Annotated in this window: 20 protein-coding genes; 17 read left to right on the forward strand and 3 right to left on the reverse strand. The window is 64.6% G+C overall.

Features of this window, described 5'->3' with window-relative positions:
• Window positions 1-90: 90 nt before the first annotated feature.
• Window positions 91-1,119 carry a LacI family DNA-binding transcriptional regulator gene (locus JQ507_12910; GenBank protein QRI72304.1) on the reverse strand — a complete coding sequence of 343 codons (1,029 nt, stop codon included), beginning with the start codon at window positions 1,117-1,119 and terminating at the stop codon, window positions 91-93.
• A gap of 206 nt (window positions 1,120-1,325) precedes the next feature.
• Here JQ507_12910 and ugpC point away from each other — a divergent pair, with 206 nt between their 5' ends.
• From ugpC to JQ507_12985, 15 genes are all read left to right on the forward strand, one after another.
• Complete coding sequence (gene ugpC, locus JQ507_12915) at window positions 1,326-2,393, forward strand: sn-glycerol-3-phosphate ABC transporter ATP-binding protein UgpC (GenBank protein ID QRI72305.1); 1,068 nt, start codon at window positions 1,326-1,328, stop codon at window positions 2,391-2,393.
• 119 nt (window positions 2,394-2,512) lie between these two features.
• Complete coding sequence (locus JQ507_12920) at window positions 2,513-3,835, forward strand: ABC transporter substrate-binding protein (protein QRI72306.1); 1,323 nt, start codon at window positions 2,513-2,515, stop codon at window positions 3,833-3,835.
• 107 nt (window positions 3,836-3,942) lie between these two features.
• Window positions 3,943-4,902 (forward strand): sugar ABC transporter permease, encoded by a 960-nt coding sequence (locus tag JQ507_12925; GenBank protein ID QRI72307.1) that lies wholly within the window; start codon window positions 3,943-3,945, stop codon window positions 4,900-4,902.
• Window positions 4,895-5,800, forward strand: coding sequence for a carbohydrate ABC transporter permease (locus tag JQ507_12930; protein QRI72308.1), 906 nt, complete (start codon window positions 4,895-4,897; stop codon window positions 5,798-5,800). The genes JQ507_12925 and JQ507_12930 overlap by 8 nt, the downstream gene beginning before the upstream one ends.
• Before the next feature lie 45 nt (window positions 5,801-5,845).
• Window positions 5,846-6,832, forward strand: coding sequence for an SDR family oxidoreductase (locus tag JQ507_12935; protein QRI72309.1), 987 nt, complete (start codon window positions 5,846-5,848; stop codon window positions 6,830-6,832).
• A 24-nt stretch (window positions 6,833-6,856) separates the two neighbouring features.
• Window positions 6,857-7,813: a sugar kinase gene (locus JQ507_12940; GenBank protein ID QRI72310.1), complete on the forward strand. Its 957-nt coding sequence runs from the start codon at window positions 6,857-6,859 to the stop codon at window positions 7,811-7,813.
• Window positions 7,810-8,460: a bifunctional 4-hydroxy-2-oxoglutarate aldolase/2-dehydro-3-deoxy-phosphogluconate aldolase gene (eda, locus tag JQ507_12945; protein QRI72311.1), complete on the forward strand. Its 651-nt coding sequence runs from the start codon at window positions 7,810-7,812 to the stop codon at window positions 8,458-8,460. The genes JQ507_12940 and eda overlap by 4 nt, the downstream gene beginning before the upstream one ends.
• Before the next feature lie 44 nt (window positions 8,461-8,504).
• On the forward strand, window positions 8,505-9,677 hold the full coding sequence (locus tag JQ507_12950; protein ID QRI72312.1) for an acetyl-CoA acetyltransferase: 1,173 nt from the start codon (window positions 8,505-8,507) through the stop codon (window positions 9,675-9,677).
• Between the two features lie 18 nt (window positions 9,678-9,695).
• Entirely contained in the window at window positions 9,696-11,231 is a 1,536-nt protein-coding gene (locus tag JQ507_12955) for an AMP-binding protein (GenBank protein ID QRI72313.1), read from the forward strand.
• Between the two features lie 82 nt (window positions 11,232-11,313).
• Window positions 11,314-11,514: a hypothetical protein gene (locus tag JQ507_12960; protein QRI73319.1), complete on the forward strand. Its 201-nt coding sequence runs from the start codon at window positions 11,314-11,316 to the stop codon at window positions 11,512-11,514.
• A 131-nt stretch (window positions 11,515-11,645) separates the two neighbouring features.
• A complete protein-coding gene (locus JQ507_12965; protein QRI72314.1) occupies window positions 11,646-12,845 on the forward strand; it encodes a CoA transferase in 1,200 nt (399 codons plus the stop codon).
• Between the two features lie 11 nt (window positions 12,846-12,856).
• Window positions 12,857-14,023: an acyl-CoA/acyl-ACP dehydrogenase gene (locus JQ507_12970; protein QRI72315.1), complete on the forward strand. Its 1,167-nt coding sequence runs from the start codon at window positions 12,857-12,859 to the stop codon at window positions 14,021-14,023.
• Between the two features lie 141 nt (window positions 14,024-14,164).
• Entirely contained in the window at window positions 14,165-15,301 is a 1,137-nt protein-coding gene (locus JQ507_12975) for a thiolase family protein (GenBank protein ID QRI72316.1), read from the forward strand.
• Entirely contained in the window at window positions 15,298-15,657 is a 360-nt protein-coding gene (locus JQ507_12980) for an OB-fold domain-containing protein (protein ID QRI72317.1), read from the forward strand. The genes JQ507_12975 and JQ507_12980 overlap by 4 nt, the downstream gene beginning before the upstream one ends.
• 417 nt (window positions 15,658-16,074) lie before the next feature.
• Complete coding sequence (locus JQ507_12985; GenBank protein ID QRI72318.1) at window positions 16,075-16,602, forward strand: carboxymuconolactone decarboxylase family protein; 528 nt, start codon at window positions 16,075-16,077, stop codon at window positions 16,600-16,602.
• Between the two features lie 49 nt (window positions 16,603-16,651).
• Here JQ507_12985 and glsA read toward each other — a convergent pair whose 3' ends face one another.
• Complete coding sequence (glsA, locus tag JQ507_12990; protein ID QRI72319.1) at window positions 16,652-18,511, reverse strand: glutaminase A; 1,860 nt, start codon at window positions 18,509-18,511, stop codon at window positions 16,652-16,654.
• Between the two features lie 282 nt (window positions 18,512-18,793).
• Entirely contained in the window at window positions 18,794-19,015 is a 222-nt protein-coding gene (locus tag JQ507_12995) for an acetyl-CoA carboxylase biotin carboxyl carrier protein subunit (GenBank protein QRI72320.1), read from the reverse strand.
• Window positions 19,016-19,145: 130 nt separating this feature from the next.
• Between JQ507_12995 and JQ507_13000 the strand changes: the two genes are divergently transcribed.
• Both JQ507_13000 and JQ507_13005 read left to right on the forward strand, forming a co-directional pair.
• Window positions 19,146-20,120, forward strand: a complete 975-nt coding sequence (locus JQ507_13000; protein ID QRI72321.1) for an IclR family transcriptional regulator — start codon at window positions 19,146-19,148, stop codon at window positions 20,118-20,120.
• A complete protein-coding gene (locus JQ507_13005) occupies window positions 20,050-21,609 on the forward strand; it encodes a methylmalonyl-CoA carboxyltransferase (GenBank protein QRI72322.1) in 1,560 nt (519 codons plus the stop codon). The genes JQ507_13000 and JQ507_13005 overlap by 71 nt, the downstream gene beginning before the upstream one ends.
• Window positions 21,610-21,611: the final 2 nt, after the last annotated feature.

The following is a 21,611-nucleotide window of genomic DNA, read 5'->3' on the forward strand; positions in this document are numbered from 1 at the left end:
GGATGGATTGGACCTTAGTTGAAGGCGCTTGGTTGCGCTATCATTTTGTCATTTTTCGCGTCCTTGTGACGGGCTGGTATCGGGTGGATGTCAGCTGCGTCGCGCCGAGCTTTGCCGTTCCATGACACTGAAGCCGAGATCGACGACGGACTCAGTGGGGCGGCGGCCTTCCAGCGTCTCCAGCACCATCATGGCAGCGTTTCTGCCCATTTCGTAGCGATTGGTGCGCACGCTGCTCAGCGTCGGCTCGCTCGAGGCCATGAATTCGAGGTCGTTGAAGCCGACGATCGCCATCTGCTCCGGCACCGTCATGTGGCGGCGCTTGCATTCGAACAGCGCGCCGAGCGCCAAGTCGTCATTGACGCAGAACACCGCGTCGATGTCGGGTGCCTGGGCGAGCAGGTCGGCAAACAGCGTCCCGCCCAGCGTCACCGAGGTCGGTATCGCCGTGGTGACGATGAGCTGCGGATCGAACAGCGCGGCGTCCGTCATCGCGGCGCGATAGCCGTCGAGCCGCCGCTGCACCCGCGGATCCATTCGCGCGCCGAGGAAGCCGATGCGCCGGTAGCCCTGCGCAAGGAGGTGGGCGATCGCAGCTTTTGCTGCGTCAAAGTGCGAGAATCCGATCATCATGTCGATCGGCGAGGGGCCGACCTCCATGATCTGCACGATCGGGCAGTCCACGGCCTCCATGACGCGGTGGGAATCGGCGGTCTGGTTGATGCCGGTAATGATCAGCCCAGCCGGCTTCTGTGCCAGAAATAGACGCAGCAGGCGCTCTTCCTGCAGGATGCTGTAGCGGGTGTTGGCGAGCTGAATGCTGTAGCGGCTGCCGTCGAGCGCGTCATAGATGCCGCGCAGTACGTCGGCGAACACGTTGTTGGTGAGCGACGGGATCAGGACACCGATCACCTCGGTACGCTGCGACGCAAGCGCGCGTGCCGCGAGATTGGGCACGTAACCGAGTTCTTTTGCCGCACTCTCGACCCGGGCGCGCTTGCCGGCCGAAAGCGCGTCCGGATTCCTGAAGAAGCGCGAGGCCGTAATCGGACTGACGCCGGCGAGCTTCGCGACTTCGGCGAGCCGGATCTTGCCAGGCGTGATGCGCTTTCGGGCCATTTGCCGCTCATATCACGACGTTCGTCGCAGACAAACCGATATTGACAGCGCTACCAAGCGATTGCTAATCCAACGATTGCCAAAACCGGATAAACTGCGGACAATATCGTCAGTCCAACAGAGCCGCGCGCCCAGCGTGGCCGGAACAAAACAGAGCGGTGGCGGCACTCGTCGTACGTCGTCGGTAACTTGAGGGAGGGAAGTGGATGTCGTCGGTCCAGATTCGCGACGTGCGCAAGTCGTTCGGCAATTTTGAAGTCCTGCACGGCGTGTCGATCCCGATCGAGGACGGCGAGTTCGTCGTGCTGGTCGGCCCTTCAGGTTGCGGCAAGTCGACCCTGCTGCGCATGCTGGCGGGACTCGAGAACATCACCTCAGGAACGATCTCGATCGGCGATCGCGTCGTCAACAATGTCCAGCCCAAAGAGCGCGACATTGCGATGGTGTTCCAGAACTACGCGCTTTATCCGCACATGACGGTCGCCGACAATATGGGCTTCTCGTTGAAGCTGCGCGGCGCCAAGCCCGAGGAAATCTCGACCGGCGTCAAGCGCGCGGCGGAAATCCTCGCTTTGACCCCGCTGCTTGAGCGCTATCCGCGGCAACTCTCCGGCGGCCAGCGCCAGCGTGTTGCAATGGGCCGCGCCATCGTGCGCGATCCGCAGGTGTTCCTGTTCGACGAGCCGCTGTCGAACCTCGACGCCAAGCTGCGCGTCGCGATGCGCACCGAGATCAAGGAACTGCACCAGCGGCTGAAGACCACGACGGTCTACGTCACCCACGACCAGATCGAGGCCATGACCATGGCCGACAAAATCGTGGTGATGCATGACGGCATCGTCGAGCAGATGGGCTCGCCGCTCGAGCTCTACGACAGGCCCGCGAACCAGTTCGTGGCCGGTTTCATCGGCTCGCCGGCAATGAACTTCCTCAAGGGCAATGTCAAGGTCAACGGCGCCGCCTATTTCGAGGGACCGAACGGCGTCAAGCTGCCGCTGAAATCCGCGCCGGCCAATTCCGACGGCAAGCCGGCGGTGTACGGCGTTCGGCCCGAGCATTTCACCATCGCCGATGACGGCGCCGAGGCAGAGATCGTGGTGGTCGAGCCGACCGGATCGGAGACGCAGGTGTTCGCCAAGCTCGGCGGCGAGCAGGTCGTCGCGGTGTTCCGCGAGCGCCATCTGTTCAATCCCGGCGACAAGGTCCGGCTCAAGCCGGATCCGGCGCTGGTCCATCTGTTCGACGATGGTACCGGCAAGCGGCTGAACAGCTGAGCGATGCCGCGCCAGCACGCAGCGTCAGCGCATCCTGGTGACGAGACTATCGGCCTGCCGTTTTTCGGCGGGGCATGCGACGTCTGAAACGACAACCAAAAAACGGGAGAAAATTGCCAATGTCGATTTTTAGTACGGACCGCCGTTCGCTGCTCAAGGGCGGTGCGACCATGCTGGCTGCCGCGGCGACGATGTCGAGCGATCAGCTGCTCGGCTATGCCAAGGCCTGGGCGCAGACTTCGCAGTGGAAGCCGGAGCCGGGCGCCAAGATCAACCTGCTGCGCTGGAAGCGCTTCGTGGAAGCCGAGGACGTGGCCTTCATGAAGATCGTCGACGCGTTCCAGAAGGCCAACAACGTCACGATCAACGTCTCCAACGAATCCTACGACGACATCCAGCCGAAGGCCTCGGTGGCGGCCAATACGGGGCAGGGCCTCGACATGGTCTGGGGCCTCTATTCGCTGCCCTTCCTGTTCCCGAGCAAGTGCGTCGACGTCACCGACGTCGCCGACTATCTCGGCAAGAAGTGCGGCGGCTGGGCCGATTCCGGCAAGGCGTACGGCATGCTGAACGGCAAGTGGATCGGCATTCCGGTCGCGGCCACCGGCGGCCTCGTCAACTATCGGGTCGCGGCCATGGAGAAGGCCGGCCACAAGGAATTCCCGAAGGACCTCGCCGGCTTTGCCGATCTGGTGAAGGGCATGAACAAGAACGGTACCCCGGCCGGCATGGCGCTCGGCCACGCCTCGGGCGACGCCAATGGCTGGCTGCACTGGGCGCTCTGGGCGCATGGCGGCAAGCTGATCGACAAGGACAACAAGGTCGTCGTCAACTCGCCGGAGACAGCGAAGTCGCTCGAATACGTCAAGGGCCTTTACGACAATTTCGTGCCGGGCACCGCGTCATGGAACGACAGCTCCAACAACAAAGCGTTCCTGGCCGGGCAGCTGCATCTGACCGTCAACGGCATTTCAATCTATGTCACGGCGAAGAAGGAAAATCCGCAGATCGCCGAGGACATGAACCACGCCCATCTGCCGGCCGGGCTCGACGGTAAGACGCGCGAGTTGCATCTCGGCTTCCCGATCCTGATCTTCAGTTTCTCGAAATATCCGCAGACCTGCAAGGCGTTCACGGCCTTTATGCTGGAGCCGGATCAGTTCAATCCGTGGATCGAGGCGGCGCAGGGTTACCTGTCGCACTTCCTGCTCGGCTACGACAAGAACCCGGTCTGGACCGCGGATCCGAAGACGACGCCGTATCAAAGCGTGGCGCAGACCGCGTCGACCCCGGCAGGCGAGGCGCAGATGAGCGAGAACGCCGCGGCTGCGATCGCCGATTTCGTCGTGGTCGACATGTTTGCGAACTATTGCACCGGTCGCGAGGATGTGAAGACCGCGATGGCTTCGGCCGAGCGCGCGGCCAAGCGTATCTTCCGCTGAGCGACGGCCGGCGCTGCAAAGCGCCGGTGATCGGAATTGCAGCAAACGGAAGCGACACCCGGTCTGGATTGGCCGGGTGTCGCTGTCCGGTTTGGAGTTGAGAGCGAATGAGCACTGTCCAGACATCAATGCCGGCGCGCGCTGCCGCAACGGGTGAGCCGTCGGCATGGTCGCGGCTCAAGGGAAACCGCAATTGGGCGGCGTTCTGGTTCATGCTGCCGACGGCGGCATTCCTGATCCTGTTCCTGGCTTATCCTCTCGGCCTTGGCGTCTGGATGAGCTTCACCGACGAGCGCATCGGGCGCGCCGGAGCCTTTATCGGTGTCGAGAATTACCAGTGGCTGTGGGACGACTCGATCTTCTGGCTGTCGGTGTTCAACACCCTGCTTTACACGCTGATCGCAAGCGCCATCAAATTCGCGATCGGACTCTATCTCGCGCTGCTGTTGAACCGGCACATGCCGTTCAAGGCGGTGATCCGCTCGATCGTGCTGATCCCGTTCATCGTGCCGACCGTGCTGTCGGCGATCGCGTTCTGGTGGATCTACGATTCGCAGTTCTCGATCATCTCTTGGTCGCTGATCAAGCTCGGACTGATCCACAGCAACATCAACTTCCTCGGCGACACGGAGTGGGCGCGGGCGAGCGTGATCTTCGCCAACGTCTGGCGTGGCGTTCCGTTTGTCGCGATCACGCTGCTGGCCGGCCTGCAGACGGTCTCGCCATCGCTTTATGAGGCCGCCACGCTCGACGGTGCCACCGGCTGGCAGCGCTTTCGCTTCATCACTTATCCGCTGCTGACCCCGATCATCGCCGTGGTGATGACCTTCTCGGTGCTATTCACCTTCACCGATTTCCAGTTGATCTGGGCATTGACCCGCGGCGGCCCGGTCAACGCCACGCATCTGATGGCGACGCTGAGCTATCAACGCGGCATCATCAGCGGGCGGCTCGGCGAGGGCGCCGCGATCGCCACCGCGATGATTCCCTTCCTGGTGGCGGCCATCGCCATCTCCTGGTTCGGAATGCAGCGCCGCAAATGGCAGCAAGGATCGAGCAATGACTGATTCAACCTTGCAATCGAAGGCCGTGACCAACACCGGCGATGCCACCGAAGGCATGAACTATCTGGAGTCGCTGCCGCGACGCCTCGTTACGCTCTATTTGCCGCTGTTCATCATCCTCGTGGTGCTGCTGTTCCCGTTCTATTGGATGGTGCTGACGTCGATCAAGCCGGACGAGCAGCTCATCGACATGGACAAGTTCAACCCGTTCTGGGTGATCCATCCGACCTTCAAGCACATCAGCAAGCTGCTGTTCGAAACCCAGTATCCGCGCTGGCTTTGGAACACGATGTATGTCGCTGTCGGCGCGACCTTCCTTTCCATCGTCGCCAGCGTGCTGTCGGCCTACGCGATCACGCGGCTGCGCTTCAAGGGTGCGGAGGCCGTTGGTGTCCTGATCTTCTTCGCTTATCTGGTGCCGCCATCGATCCTGTTCATCCCGCTGGCGTCGGTGATCCAGGCCTACGGGCTGTTCGATTCGCCGCTGTCGTTGATCCTGGTCTATCCGACGCTGCTGATCCCGTTCTCGACCTGGCTCCTGATGGGTTACTTCAAGACCATCCCCTATGAGCTGGAAGAGTGCGCATTGATCGACGGCGCGTCGCGCTGGCAGATCCTGGTCAAGATCATCGTGCCGTTGGCGATCCCGGGCCTGATCTCCGCTTTCATATTCTCGTTCACGCTATGCTGGAACGAGTTCATCTATGCGCTGACATTCCTGCAATCGACACCGAACAAGACGGTTCCGGTCGCGATCGTCAACGAGTTCGTCGATGGCGACATCTACAAATGGGGCTCGTTGATGGCCGGAGCGCTGGTCGGCTCGTTGCCGCTGGTTATTCTTTACGCGTTCTTCGTTGAGCATTATGTGTCGGCCATGACGGGCGCCGTGAAGGAATAACGCGCCCACTCTGGACCGTGGAAGAACAAGAAAAGGAGACGCGTCGTGCACATTCTGATCCTGGGTGCCGCCGGCATGGTCGGTCGCAAGCTCACCGAACGCCTGCTGCGTGAGGGCCGTCTCGGCAAGCAGGACATCAGCAAGATGACCTTGCAGGACGTGGTCGCGCCGGCCAAGCCCGCGAATGCCGCGATCCCGGTCAATGTCGTCGCATCCGACTTCGCTAATGCCGGCGCTGCTGCGCCGCTGATCGCCGAGCGCCCCGACGTGATCTTCCATCTCGCCGCGATCGTCTCGGGCGAGGCGGAGGCGGAGTTCGACAAGGGCTACCGGATCAATCTCGACGGCACCCGCTACCTGATCGACGCGATCCGCGCCGTCGGCGGCGGCTATAAGCCGCGGCTGGTGTTCACCTCCTCGATCGCGGTGTTCGGCGCCCCGTTCCCTGAGAAGATCGGCGACGAGTTCTTTCACACGCCGCTGACCAGCTATGGCACGCAGAAGTCGATCTGCGAGCTCCTGATCAACGACTATACCCGCAAGGGTCTGCTCGACGGGATATCCATCCGCCTGCCGACGATCTGCGTGCGCCCGGGCAAGCCGAACAAGGCGGCGTCCGGCTTCTTCTCCAACATCATCCGCGAACCGCTGGCGGGCGAGGAGGCGGTCCTGCCGGTGTCCGAGGACGTTCGGCACTGGCACGCCTCGCCGAAATCGGCGGTCGGATTCCTGGTCCATGCCGGCACCATGGACCTCAACGCGATGGGACCGCGGCGCAATCTCAGCATGCCCGGGATGTCCGTCTCCGTCGGCGAGCAGATCGCAGCGCTGGAGCGGGTGGCCGGCAAGAACGTCACCGCGCGGATCAAGCGGGTGCCCGATCCGACCATCATCAGCATCGTCTCTGGCTGGCCGCGCGATTTCGCCACCGAGCGCGCGCTGAAGCTCGGCTTCACCACCGCCGAGAAGACCTTCGACGACATCATCCGCATCCACATCGAGGACGAGCTCGGCGGCAAGTTTGCTGCTTAGCTCCGCAGGCGCACGGGTCTTGCTATGACCAGGGTTGCCAGCATCGGCGAATGCATGATCGAGCTGCGTCAGGCGACGGGCGGCCAGCCCGGCGGGCTGTATTCGCGCTCCTATGGCGGCGACACGCTGAACACCGCGGTCTATCTGTCGCGGCTCGGCGTCCACATCGACTATATCACGGCGCTCGGCGACGACGGGCTCAGTGATGAGATGATCGCCGGCTGGGCGGCGGAAGGCATCGGCACCAAGCATGTCGCGCGATTGGCAGGCAAGCTGCCCGGGCTCTATCTGATCCAGACCGACGACAAGGGCGAGCGGCGCTTCTTCCACTGGCGCGATAGCGCCGCCGCCCGTGAGCTGATGGACCTTCCGGAGACGGACGACATCCTGAACTCGCTCGCGACCTACGATATCGTCTATCTCTCCGCGATCACGCTCTCGATCCTGCGCGAGGACGGGCGCGAGCGGCTGATGGCTGCGCTGAAGCGGGCGCGGCTCCTGGGCACGCGTTTCGCATTCGACACCAATTTCCGCGCCCGCGGCTGGCCGGACCTGGGCGTCGCGCGAAGCGTCTTCAGCAGCGCATTCGACACCGCCGATATCGTGCTGGCGTCGACCGAAGACCTCGCACCGCTCTATCCCGGCGAGAGCAACACGGCGCTGCTCGCCGGCATTTCGAGCCCCGAGGTGGTGCTCAAGCTTGCCGAGCCCGCCTGCATCGTGCGCTCCGCTACCGGGACGACCGAGGTGAGGGCGGAGCCGCTCATCAAGCCGGTGGTTGACACCACGGCGGCCGGCGACAGTTTTGCCGCAGCCTACCTTGCTGCGCGGCTCGGTGGCGCCGAGCCCGCAGAGGCGGCGCGCGCCGGTCATCGTCTGGCCGGTGTCGTGGTGTGCTATCCCGGCGCGATCATTCCACGCTACGCCATGCCGCCGAAGAAGGCGCCTCGTCCCCCACCATCCCGCAAGGCCTCGCAATGACAACGACATCGAAGCAGGACCAGATCGCCGAGCTGATCCGCCGGGCCACCGTGATCCCGGTGCTGACCATCGAGCGGGTCGAGGACGCCGTCCCGCTCGCCAGGGCGCTGGTCGCCGGCGGCGTGCGCACGCTCGAGGTGACGCTGCGTACGCCGGTCGCGGCCGATGCGGCCAAAGCCATCATCGCCGAGGTGCCCGACGCGGTGGTCGGGATCGGCACCATCCTCAATGCCGGTGATCTGGCGCGCGCCGAGGCGCTCGGCGCCAAATTCGGCATCAGCCCGGGCGCGACGCCCGAGCTGCTGAAGGCGGTGGCTGCCAGCCGGCTGCCGTTCGCGCCGGGGATCGCGACCGCGTCCGAGCTCATGCAGGCGCTGGCGCACGGCTTCGACGTCGTCAAATTCTTCCCGGCCGAGCAGGCCGGCGGTATCAAGGCACTGCGGGCCTTGGCCGGTCCATTCCCGAATGTCAGGGTCTGCCCGACCGGCGGCATTGGCGAGGCCAATGCGGCGACCTGGCTTGCCGAGGCCAACGTGCTCGCGGTCGGCGGCTCCTGGCTGTGCCCGGCGGCCGATATCCGCGCCGGCAACTGGGCGGGCATAACCGCCATGTGCGCCAAGGCGATGAAAACGCTGAAAGCCGGCTGAAGATACGCTACATAACTCCCGAACAGGAACAGGGAGATACGGCCATGACAGCAGCCAGCATTGTGGGTTGGGCGCACACGCCATTCGGCAAGTTCGACGTGGAGACCGTCGAAAGCCTCGTCGTCAAGGTCGCCAATGAGGCGCTGGCCGATGCCGGCATTGCCGCATCCGATGTCGACGAGATCATGCTCGGCCATTTCAACGCCGGCTTCTCGCCGCAGGATTTCACGGCCTCGCTGGTGCTGCAGGCCAATCCGGCGCTGCGCTTCAAGCCGACGACGCGGGTCGAGAACGCCTGCGCCACCGGTTCGGCCGCCGTGCACCAGGGCATTCGCGCCATCGAGGCGGGTGCCGCCAAGATCGTGCTGGTCGTCGGCGTCGAGCAGATGACCAAGACGCCGGGCCCTGAGATTGGCAAGAACCTGTTGAAGGCGTCGTATCTGCCCGAGGACGGCGATACGGTCGGCGGTTTCGCCGGGGTGTTCGGCAAGATCGCGCAGTCCTATTTCCAGAAATACGGCGACCAGTCGGACGCGCTGGCGATGATCGCGGCGAAGAACCACAAGAACGGCGTCGCCAATCCCTATGCGCAGATGCGCAAGGATTTCGGCTTCGAGTTCTGCCGCGCCGAGAGCGAGAAGAACCCCTATGTCGCCGGACCCTTGAAGCGCACCGACTGCTCGCTGGTGTCGGACGGCGCCGCCGCGCTGGTGCTGACCGACGCCGAGACCGCCAGGAGCATGGGCAAGGCGGTGAACATCCGCGCCACTGCGCATGCGCAGGATTTCCTGCCGATGTCCAAGCGCGACATCCTGCAGTTCGAAGGCTGCACCGTTGCGTGGCAGCGCGCGCTGGACAAGGCCGGCCTGCAACTCTCCGATCTGTCCTTCGTCGAGACCCACGATTGCTTCACGGTCGCCGAACTGATCGAATATGAAGCGATGGGCCTGACGCCGAAGGGGCAGGGTGCGCGCGCCATCAAGGAAGGTTGGACCCAGAAGGACGGCAAGCTGCCGGTCAATCCATCCGGCGGCCTCAAGGCCAAGGGCCATCCGATCGGCGCCACCGGCGTTTCGATGCATGTGATGAGCGCGATGCAGCTCGCCGGCCAGGCGCCGGAGGGCATGCAGCTCAAGAACCCGCAAATCGGCGGCATCTTCAACATGGGCGGTGCTGCGGTCGCCAATTACGTCTCGATCCTCGAGCCGGCCAAGTAGCTTGACCGGCCAAGTAGCTTGAACATTGCCGAATGGCTGGCGGCGACGGCGCGGGCACGCCCCGATGCGCCGGCGCTGCTGACCGGCTTCGATCTCGACGCCGATTACGCGACCTTCGCCCGCCGCGCCGCCTCGATCGGGGCGGCGCTGGCGCACGATCATGGTATTGCCGCCGGCGACCGCGTCGCGTTGTTTGCGTCGAACTGCACGCAATATCTCGAATGCCTCTACGGCATCTGGTGGATCGGCGCCGTCGCGATCCCGATCAACGCCAAGCTGCACGGCCGCGAGGCGGCGTGGATCTGCGGCAATGGTGGCGCGAGGCTTGCTTTCGTGTCCGATGACACGATCGACGCACTGACCGAAGCCCGGGACGATTGCCCCGCCGCCATGACCCTGCTGTCGGTCGACAGCGACGCGTACAGGGCGATGCGAAGGGGCGAGGGCGCGCCCGCGCCGCTGCCGCGCGAAAGCAACGATCTCGCCTGGCTGTTCTATACGTCGGGCACGACAGGCCGCCCCAAGGGCGTGATGCTCAGCCACGGCAATCTGCTTGCGATGTCGCTGTGCTATCTCGCCGACGTTGACCAAGCGACGCCGAACGACGCCTCGCTCTATGCCGCGCCGATTTCGCATGGCGCAGGCCTCTATAATTTCCCGCATGTCCGCATGGGCGGCCGCCACGTCGTTCCTGAAACCGGCGGCTTCGATCCGGACGAGGTGCTCAACCTCGGCCGCCAGCTCGACAATGTCGTGATGTTTGCAGCGCCCACCATGGTGCGCCGGCTGGTCGATGCCGCCAGGAAGCGCGGCGAGAACGGCGAAGGGCTGCGCACCATCATCTATGGCGGCGGCCCGATGTACACCGTCGACATCAGGGATGCGATGGCGACGATGGGCCCGCGCTTCGTGCAGATCTACGGCCAGGGCGAGTCGCCGATGACCATCACGGCGCTGTCGCGTGACTGGCATCGCGCCAGCGATCATCCGCGCTATCTCGAACGGCTGGCGTCGGTGGGGACCGCGCAGAGCGTCGTCACCGTCCGCATCACCGACAAGGACGGCACGCCGCTGCCCGCCGGCGAGACCGGCGAGATCGAGGTCAAGGGTTTGACCGTGATGCTCGGCTACTGGAACAACCCGAAGGCCAATGCCGAGACGCTGAGGGACGGCTGGCTGCGCACCGGCGACGTCGGCCGGCTCGACGCCGACGGCTTCCTGACGCTGTCGGACCGCTCCAAGGACGTCATCATCTCCGGCGGCACCAACATCTATCCGCGCGAGGTCGAGGAAGCGCTGCTGACGCATCCCGACGTCCGCGAAGTCTCGGCGATCAGCGTGCCGGATCCGGAATGGGGCGAGATCGTCGTCGCCTGCGTCGTGCTGGAGGATGGTGTCACCGCCGACGACGGCAGGCTCGACGCGCACTGCCTTGCCTCGATCGCCCGCTTCAAGCGGCCGAAACGCTACGTCTATCTCGATGCCCTGCCGAAGAACAATTACGGCAAGGTGCTGAAGACCGCGCTGCGGGAGATGATGGCCAAGCAGGCGTAAATCGCCCGGCGCGGCGTCGCGGGGGGATAGGCCGATGCGTCCAGTCGCGCTAAGCTTGGAACAGGCTTCGGAGACTGCACCCATGGGAAACGAGAGCTTTCTGTCGCTGTCGGAACTGAATGACCGGATCGCGATCCTGCGCGACAATATCCGGCAGTTGATCGAACAGGCCGCCGGCGCTGCCGGCGCCGAAGTCGAGGAGCGCATCGCCGAACGGCTTGAACAGCAGAATGAGGAGCTGGAAAGGCTCCTGAAGGCGCGCGACGCGCTGCCGGGGCAATAGTCCGCAGGACGGATTAACGAGACATCGCGCCGCCGCCGCGCATACGCCCATACGCCCGGCGCAGCTTGATCTCGGCAAAGACCTCCCGTTACTAGGCTTCAATCCAGAACAGCCGGGGAGCGAGCAGCACGATGGGACCATTGCAGGGTATCAAGGTCGTCGACATGACGACCGTGCTGATGGGACCCTACGCCACGCAGATGCTCGGCGATTACGGCGCCGATGTCATCAAGGTGGAATCGCCCGACGGCGACGTGACGCGGCAGATCGGTCCGACCCGGCATCCCGGCATGGGCCCGGTGTTCCTCAATACCAACCGCAGCAAGCGTTCGGTCTGCCTCGACCTGAAGAAGCCCGCGGGCCGCGAGGCCGTGCTGCGGCTGATCGCGAAGGCCGACGTGCTGGTCTACAACGTGCGCCCGCAGGCGATGGCGCGGCTGCAGCTCGACTACGACGTCGTCGCCAAGGTCAATCCGCGGCTGATCTATGCCGGCGTGTTCGGCTTCGGCCAGGACGGGCCGTATGCCGCAAAGCCCGCCTATGACGATCTGATCCAGGGCGCCACAGCGCTGCCGGCGCTGATGGCGCAGACCTCGGACGGCGTGCCGCGCTACGTGCCGAACGCGCTGGTCGACCGCATCGTCGGTCTCACCGCGGTCGGCGCGATCTGCGCGAGCCTCGTGCATCGCGACCGCACCGGGCAAGGCCAGCGCGTCGACATTCCGATGTTCGAGACCATGGCCGGCTTCGTCATGGGCGACCACATGGGGGGGCTTACTTACGATCCGCCGCTCGACAAGGGCGGCTATGCCCGCCACCTCTCGCCGGACCGGCGGCCCTACAAGACGCTGGACGGCTACATCTGCGTCATCGTCTACAACGACAAGCAGTGGGAGAACTTCTTTAAGGCGACCGGCCGCGACGATCTGCGCAGCGACCCGAAATTCGCGACCTTCGCCGGCCGCGCCACCAACATCGACGTGGTCTACGCCGAGCTCGCGCGCATCCTTGAGACCAAGACCACCGCCGAATGGAACGCAATCCTCGAGCAGGCCGACGTGCCTGTGATGCCGATGCACGATCTCGAGAGCCTGCTCGAGGACCCGCATATGGTCGCAACCGGTGTCTTCCCCGTGATCGATCATCCGACCGAGGGCCGCATCCGCAGCATGACGCCGTCGGCACGCTGGTCGGAGACCAAGGTGGAGCCGAGCCGGTTGGCGCCGCGGCTCGGCGAGCATAGCGTGGAGATCCTGCAGGAGGCAGGTTTCTCGACCGAGGAGATCGCGGCGATGCTGCGCGAAGGCGCCGCCAGAGCGGCGCAGGCATAGGAGCACGACAGATGGACTTCGCACTCTCCGCCAACCAGGAATCGATCCGCGACGCGGTGGCAAAAATCTGCTCGCGCTTTGACGAAGCCTATTGGCTGAAGAAGGACAAGGAGGGCGGCTATCCGGCCGACTTCCACCGTGCGCTGGCCGATGCCGGTTGGCTCGGCATCTGCATACCCGAGGAGTATGGCGGCTCCGGGCTCGGCATTACCGACGCCGCGATCATGATGCGCACGATCTCCGAATCTGGCGCGGGCATGTCCGGCGCGTCAGCCGTGCACATGAACGTGTTCGGGCTCAATCCTGTCGTGGTGTTCGGCACCAAGGAACAGTGCCAGCGCATGCTGCCGCCGATCATCGACGGCCGCGACAAGTCCTGCTTTGCCGTCACCGAGCCCAACACCGGCCTCAACACCACGCAGCTCAAGACCCGCGCCGTGCGGCAGGGCGACAAATACATCGTCAACGGTCAGAAGGTGTGGATCTCGACCGCGCAGGTCGCCAACAAGATTCTGCTGCTCGCCCGCACCACGCCGCTGGAGGAGGTGCGCAGCCCGACCCACGGCCTCAGCCTGTTCTACACCGATTTCGACCGCAAGCGGGTCACCGTGCACGAGATCGAGAAGATGGGCCGCAAGCCGGTCGATTCCAACGAGCTGTTCTTCGAGAATTTCGAGATCCCGGTCGAGGACCGCATCGGCGAAGAGGGGCGTGGCTTCGAATACATCCTGCACGGCATGAACCCCGAGCGCATCCTGATCGCGGCCGAAGCGGTCGGGCTCGGCCAGATCGCGCTGAAGCGGGCGTCGGACTACGCCAAGGGCCGCATCGTGTTCAACCGCCCGATCGGCATGAACCAGGCGATCCAGCATCCACTGGCGAAGTGCTGGATGGAGCTCGAGGCGGCCTGGTTGATGGTGCTGCGCGCCGGCTGGCAGTATGACCAGAACCTGCCGTGCGGCCCCGCGGCGAACTCGGCGAAATATCTCGCGGCGGAAGCCGGCTTCCACGCCTGCGAGCAGGCGGTGATGACCCATGGCGGCTTCGGCTATGCCAAGGAGTACCACGTCGAGCGCTACTTGCGGGAATCGCTGATCCCGCGCATCGCGCCGATCAGCCCGCAACTCATCCTCAGCTTCATCGGTGAGAAGGTGCTCGGCCTTCCGAAGTCGTATTGAGATGATGAACCAATTTCTCCACTCGTCATTCCGGGACGCGCGTAGCGCGGGCCCGGAATCCATACTCACGATGGTGGTTATGGATTCCGGGCTCGCCGCTTCGCGTCGCCCCGGAATGACGATGGAGAGGGTGGAGACAAAATGAGCTTCGTCACCGGCGTCGGCCTCACCTCCTACGGCAAGCATGAGGGCCTGTCCTCGCTCGACCTGATGAGCAAGGCGGCCGAGCTTGCGATCGCGGATGCCGGGCTGAAGCGCGCCGAGATCGACGGCATCCTGTGCGGCTACTCCACGGTGTCGCCGCACATCATGCTGGCGACCGTATTCGCCGAGCATTTCGGCATCCGCCCGTCCTATGCCCATGCCGTCCAGGTCGGCGGCGCCACCGGGCTTGCCATGACCATGCTGGCGCATCAACTCGTCGATGCCGGCGTGGCGAAGCACGTGCTGGTGGTCGGCGGCGAGAACCGGCTGACCGGGCAGAGCCGCGACGCCTCGATCCAGGCGCTGGCCCAGGTCGGGCATCCCGACTACGAGGTCACGCTGGGGCCGACGATCCCGGCCTATTACGGCCTGGTCGCGACGCGCTACATGCATGAATATGGCCTCACGCAGGAAGACCTTGCCGAGTTCGCCGTCTTGATGCGCAAGCATGCGCTGACCCATCCCGGCGCCCAGTTCCACGAGCCGATCACGGTCGCCGACGTGATGGCCTCCAAGCCGGTGGCGATGCCGCTCAAGCTGCTCGACTGCTGTCCGGTCTCGGACGGCGGCGCCGCCTGCGTGATCAGCCGCGAGCCGACCGGCGACCGGCGGGTCCGCGTCCGCGGCTGCGCCCAGGCGCACACCCATCAGCACGTCACGGCCGCGCCCGCGCTGAGCGAGCTCGGCGCCGAGATTTCGATCGCGAAGGCGAAGGCCGCGTCTGGCGTTGCGATTTCGGACGTGCGCTACGCCGCGGTCTACGACAGCTTCACGATCACGCTCGCGATGCTGCTGGAGGACCTCGGCCTCGCCGGACGCGGCGAGGCGGCGGCGCGGGTGCGTGCCGGCTATTTCAACGGGGACGGCGAGATGCCGCTCAACACCCATGGCGGCCTGCTCAGCTACGGCCATTGCGGCGTCGGCGGCGCGATGGCGCATCTCGTCGAAACCCATCTGCAGATGACCGGGCGCGCCGACAATCGTCAGGTGCGGGACGCCTCGGTCGCGCTGCTGCACGGGGACGGCGGCGTGCTGTCGTCGCATGTCAGCATGTTCCTGGAGCGCGTGCGATGAGTGAACCGATTGCTGACTGGACCAAGGGTGCGGAAACCATCGTCTATCAGACCTGCAACGCCTGCGGTGCGCGACAATATTTCCGCCGCAGCTTCTGCGCGGCTTGCGGCTCGTCCGATCTCAGGGAGCATCGCGCGAGCGGGGCAGGGACGGTGTATGCGACCTCGCTGGTCTGCCGGGCCGCGACGCCGGAGACCCGGGCGCATGTGCCCTACAACATCGTGCTGGTCGATACCGACGAGGGCTTTCGCATGATGGCCCATGGCGACAATGACCTCGCCATCGGCGACAAGGTTTTGGCGCGCTTCACGCCGTTCGCGGGACGGCTGGTTCCATATTTCGCAAAGACGAAATGAGGGGCTGAACGATCCAGTCAGAACGCGAAACCAGGCTGAATTGGTTCGCTCCCGCCCCCCAGTTGCGGATACTATCGCCAGTAAAGCAACAAGCTGGCGATGACGAGCATCGCCGTCACCGCCAGCATTTGCGCAAGCGCTTCCGAGGCCGCCCTCTTGGTGGCTTCCTTCATGCGTTTTCCCCTAGACTTGGGCGTGACTCATCGTTGCGCCGCGAGCGCGCAGGACGGCCAGATTTTTCTACTCGGAACACCCCGCGTCGAGCATTCGCTCTGATGAGTCCCCACTCAGCGAATATCGACTGTGGCAGGGTTGTCTTTGAATGCGGCGGCAATTTGACTCGCGCGTGTTGCTCCTGCGACGGAGGCCCGTTACTGTTTCGGAACCCGACAGAAACGACAAGATCAAGGTTAGGAAATGGCCCGTATCGACTATTCCGATCCCGCGAAGGCAAGCCCGCGCACCCGCGAGATCCTCGACAAGAACCGCAACGCCAATATCTTCCGCATGATGGCGCACTCGCCGAGCTACTTTGAGCAGTACTGCCGGCTCGGCGGCGCGATCCGGCACAAGGGTGAGCTCGATCCGATCGTGCGCGAGCTTGCCATCACGCGCACCGGCATTCTCTGCGAGGCGCCTTACGAGATCGTCGCGCACAAGCGCATCGGCAAGAATGTCGGCGTGACCGACGAGCAGAACGCAGCGCTCGACGACTGGCAGTCCGCGACCTGCTTCGACGAGGTGCAGCGCGCCGCGCTCGCCTTCACCGACGAGATCGTCAAGCTGAAGAAGCCGACCGACGTGACCTTCAAGGCGATCGCGGCGAAGCTGACGCCGGCCGCCTTGATCGAGCTGCAGCTCTCGGTCGGTTTCTACATCATGACGTCGAAATTCCTGGAGACGTTCGAGATCGACATGCAGCCGGTAACGGAAGTGGTGAGCTGATCCTTGCTTCGCCTCTCCCCGCAAGGGCGGTGCGAGGAAGCAGAAAGACCTACCCCGACGTCAGCAGATCGACCTTCGCGTTCGCCACGATCAGCCGCTCGGCGAGGATCTGCGCGAGGTTGCGCATGATCCGCTCGCCGGCACGCGGATGCTGCTCCCGGAAGCGCTCGAAATCCGCAATCGACACTTCATAGGCGGTCGCCGACATGTCGGCCACCACGTCGGCCGAGCGCTTCGGCTCCAGCAGCGCCATCTCGCCGAACGCCATGCCGGCGGTCAGCGTTGCGAGCCGAATGCCGTCGGGCAGGGTGACGTGGACCACGCCGCTGCGCAGAAAGAACAGTGAGGCTGCCTCGGTGCCCGCGGTGACGATCTTTTCATTCGGCCGGTAGGTCCTGACCGCGCAGAGCAAGGCGAGATCGGCGATCTCAGCTTCGCTCAATCCGGCAAGCAGCGGCTGCTCGGCAAGCTCCGTGGTCTCGAGGAAATCGATCGAGCCGCCATAGCGGTAGACGATCTGGTCTTCCGCCCACTCAATCGCGGTGTCGAGCAGGTAGAAATCCCTGATATTGCCGAGCCGGTTGGTCCATTCGCTGATCGTGGTCCATTCGCGTGAGGTTCGCTTGATGCCGGACAGGATCACGGTGACGCCGAGCTCGGCCAGCTCCTGGAAGGCCTCTGAAACCAGCCTGGCGCCGGCGCGCGTCGTCGCGGTGACGCGGCGCAGGTCGAAGATCACGAACTCCGGCCGCGGGCTGCCGGCGAGGCGGCGCGAGACATAGTCGACGTTGGAGAGCGACAGCGTGCCGACCAGTTCGATCACGCGCACCTCTTGGAAGTGCCTGGCCAGGATCTCCTGTTCCTGCGGCCGCCGCACCCGGCGAGACGGGTTCTTGCCGATATTGTAGTCGGCGATGATGCTGTGGCGGGCGTCGTCGCTGCGGTTCAGCATGTGCAGGTCGTAATGCGCCGACAGCGTCTTGCAGACCTTGATGCCGCGTACGCTGTTGCCGTGCTTGTCGAGCTTCGGCGAGTAGCTGCCGAGTCCGAGCCGCGCCGGCAGCGCCGCCAGGATGCCGCCGCCGACGCCGCTCTTGGCGGGGATGCCGACGCGGTAGATCCATTCGCCGGCGAAGTCGTACATGCCCGACGAGGTCATCACCGACAGCGTGCGCGCGATCGCGTAGGGCGTCACCACCTGTTCGCCGGTCAGCGGGTTGATGCCGCGGTTGGCGAGCGTCGCGGCCATCACGGCGGTGTCGCGCGCGGTGACGAGGATGGCGCATTGCCGGAAATAGACGTCGAGCACCGCAGGCACGTTCTCGGCGATCACGCTGTTGGTGCGCAGGAGATAGCCGATCGCCCGGTTGCGGTCGCCGGTGGCGCTCTCGGAGGCGTAGACCGCCTCGTCGACGTCGAGCTCGCGGCCGGCAAAGCGGCCGAGCGCGTGGCGGATATAGTCGAACGCGCCGTCGCCCTTGTCGGCATGGAGCAGGCCGGAGCAGGCGATCGCGCCGGCATTGACCATCGCATTGAACGGATGGTTGTCGGCATTGAGCCGGATCGAATTGAAGGGGTCGCCGGACGGTTCGACGCCGATCACGCTCTCCACCCGCTCGGCGCCCAGGGTGTCGAGCGCCAGCGCGAACACGAAGGGCTTCGACATCGACTGGATGGTGAAGGGCACGCGGGTGTCGCCGACCTCGTATACATGGCCGTCGAGCGTCGCCAGGCTGATGCCAAAATGGGCAGGATCGGCCTTGCCGAGCTCCGGGATGTAGTCGGCAACCGCACCGCCGGTCTCGGTGAGGAACTCTGCGTAACAAGTGTGCAGAAACCGGAGCAGCGGCGGCTGCGAGTGGGCCCAGTTGACGGTGCTGGCGGTGACGGGAGGAGGCGATCGTTTCATCGCCTGCTGTTGTGCAACGCAATCAAGGCGCGCGCAACCGAGCGCGCGTCGGTGTCAGCTGTGAATAGCCCGGGCCGCCGCGAACCGACGGTTGTCGATTTTCGAACAGACGTTCACAAAACGAGCGGTTGCTCGGATTTTGTCTCATCATACGAAACTTTTTGACGAGGAATGTTTCGAAAGCGAAACGGCATGCGACGCCGCTGCGACTCCCGGAGGAACCGCCGTCGAGGATATGCCATTTGGGAATTTGGTCCGCGCGGGATGGCGGGACCGCCGCCGTCAAGTCTCCACGATCGCGATTGCCTGGCCTTCGGCGATGACATCGTCGATCTTGACCAGAATCGTCTTGATTTTGCCTGCTGTCGTCGATGTGACCGGAATCTCCATCTTCATCGCCTCGACGAACGCAATCTCGTCGCCATTGCCGATGCTGTTGCCGGCTTCAACAGGAAGCGCGCAAACGCGCCCGGCAACTTCGGTCACAACCTTGATCTCTGGCATTCCACTCTCCGATACCGTCTTGCGGAAATTTCATCCGGCGAACGGCTTTTTGTTGTGGCGGCAGATTGCCTGAGGTAGCTTCATCTGCAAGTGGAATTTTATTCCGCAAGACGGAATGGAGCCAAACAAGATGGGACGGCGCTCGGAACGGCTTAGCCGGCAGGGAATGCTCGCCAGCGAGACTGGCGATAGCGATGTCATCCAGGTGGTGTCGCGCGCGTTTGATGTACTGCGGTGTTTCGAGGGGCATGAAGCCCGGCTCGGCAATCTCGAAATCTCGAACCGTTGCGGCCTGCCGCGTTCGACGGTGTCGCGCTTGACGCACACCCTGACGCGGATGGGACAACTCGTCTATCTGCCGCGTGATCAGAAATATCGCATCGGACCGAGCGCGGTTGCGATGAGCACCTCGATGATGAAGGGGCTGCAGCTTCGCAATCTGATCCGGCTGCGTTTGCAGGATGTCGCCGATCAGTTGCCCGGCACGGTGGGCTTCGTGATCCCCGACCGCTTTCAGCTGGTCTATCTGGAGTTCGCCCGCGCCGCGAATGCGCTCGGGCTGCACGAAGCCACCGGCAGCCGCATCTCGATGGCAACCACCGCCGCCGGCCATGCCTATACCGCGGCGCTCGATCCCGCGGTCGGTGATGCGCTGATCGCAGAGATGGAAGGCGAACTGCCCGAGAGCGCCAAGATGCTGACGCCGCGCATCGCGGCCAATCGCCGGCATCTGCAGGAGCACGGCTACGTCGTCGCCTGCGGCCTGTGGAGCCCGCACATCAACGGCGTCGCGGTGCCGCTGTGGTCGCCGCAATACCAGACCTATGTGGTCGCCACGATCGGCCTGTTGTCGGCGATGTATGACGAGGCGCGGCTGCATCGCGAGGTCGCGCCGCAGATGGTCGACCTCGCCGCCGCGCTCGGCAGCCTGCTCGAAGGCGCCGACGGCGACATCTTCAGCAATCGGATCGAGCGCAAGGCGCTTCCGGTGACCACCCATAACAACAACAAAATCATCAAGACGGAGGCAATGAATGAACTGGAAGCCGGAACTCGACGACCTCGCCCGGCGCGAAGCGTTCGCGCGGGAGATGGGAGGCGTTGACAAGGTCAAGCGGCAGCGCGACCAGGGCCGGCTCACGGTTCGTGAGCGCATCGACAAGCTCGTCGACCAGAACAGCTTCCACGAAGTCGGTGCCATCTCCGGCATCGCCGAATACGACGAGAGCAACGAGCTCAAGCACCTGACGCCGGCGAACTGCGTGTTCGGCCGCGCCAGGGTCGACGGCCGCACCGTGGTGGTGGTCGGCGACGATTTCACCGTGCGCGGCGGCTCGGCCGATGCATCGATCTCCGCCAAGCCGCTGATGGCGGAGGAGATGGCGCATGACTTCCGCCTGCCGATCGTCCGCGTGATCGAAGGCTCGGGCGGCGGCGGTTCGGTGAAGACGATCGAAACCAGGGGCGCCGCCAATCTGCCCGGCGGTGTCGGCGGTACGCGCTGGTACTGGTACACGACCGCCAATCTGGCTCGGGTGCCGGTGGTCGGTCTCGGCCTCGGCTCGGTCGCGGGCCTGGGTGCCGCGCGCCTTGCGGCCACGCACTACTCTGTCATGACCAAGAACTCCGCGATGTTCGTTGCCGGCCCGCCGGTGGTGAAGCGGCTCGGTCAGGACCTGACCAAGCAGGAGCTCGGCGGCGCCGACATCCAGACCCGGGCCGGCGCGATCGACCAGGCCGTCGAGACCGAGGAGGAGGCGTTCGACTATGCGCGGCGCTTCCTGTCCTATCTGCCGGCGTCGGTCTACGATCTGCCGCCGACCATTCCCTGTACCGACGATCCGGAGCGCGCCGAGGAGTCGCTGCTGACAGCCGTGCCGCGCAACCGCCGGCAGGTCTACAAGATGCGGCCGATCATCGAGGCCGTGGTCGACAAGGGCTCGTTCTTCGAGGTCGCCGCCAATTTCGGCCGGCCTGTCATCACCGGCCTGGCGCGGATCGAGGGCAGGGCGGTGCTGCTGCTCGCCAGCGATCCGTTCCACTACGGCGGCTCGTGGACTTCGGACGCGTGTCAGAAGGTGGTTCGCTGGGTCGACTTCGCCGAGACCTTCCATCTGCCTGTGGTCTATCTGATGGACTGCCCCGGCTTCATGATCGGGCTGGAGGCGGAGAAATCCGCCACCATCCGCCACGGCGTGCGGGCGATGGCCGCGGTCAACCAGAGCACCGTGCCGTGGTGCACCATCATCATCCGCAACGCCTTTGGTGTTGCCGGCGTGGTGCATCAGCCGGCCAACCGGTTCTCGATGCGCTATGCCTGGCCATCGGCCTACTGGGGCTCGCTGCCGCTCGAGGGCGGCATCGAGGCGGCCTATCGTGCCGAGATCGACGCGGCCGCCGATCCCGCCGCCAAGCTGCGCGAGATCGAGGACCGCCTCAACAAGCTGCGCTCGCCGTTCCGCTCGGCCGAGAAGTTCTGGGTCGAGGAGGTGATCGACCCGCGCAAGACGCGTTCGCTGCTCTGTGAGTTCGCGCGCCTCGCCGAGCCGATCCGCAAGGCCGGCCCGCCGAGCAACATGTCGACGCGACCATAGGG

The organism is Bradyrhizobium sp. PSBB068 (assembly GCA_016839165.1).
In the GTDB taxonomy this organism is placed as follows: Bacteria; Pseudomonadota; Alphaproteobacteria; order Rhizobiales; family Xanthobacteraceae; genus Bradyrhizobium.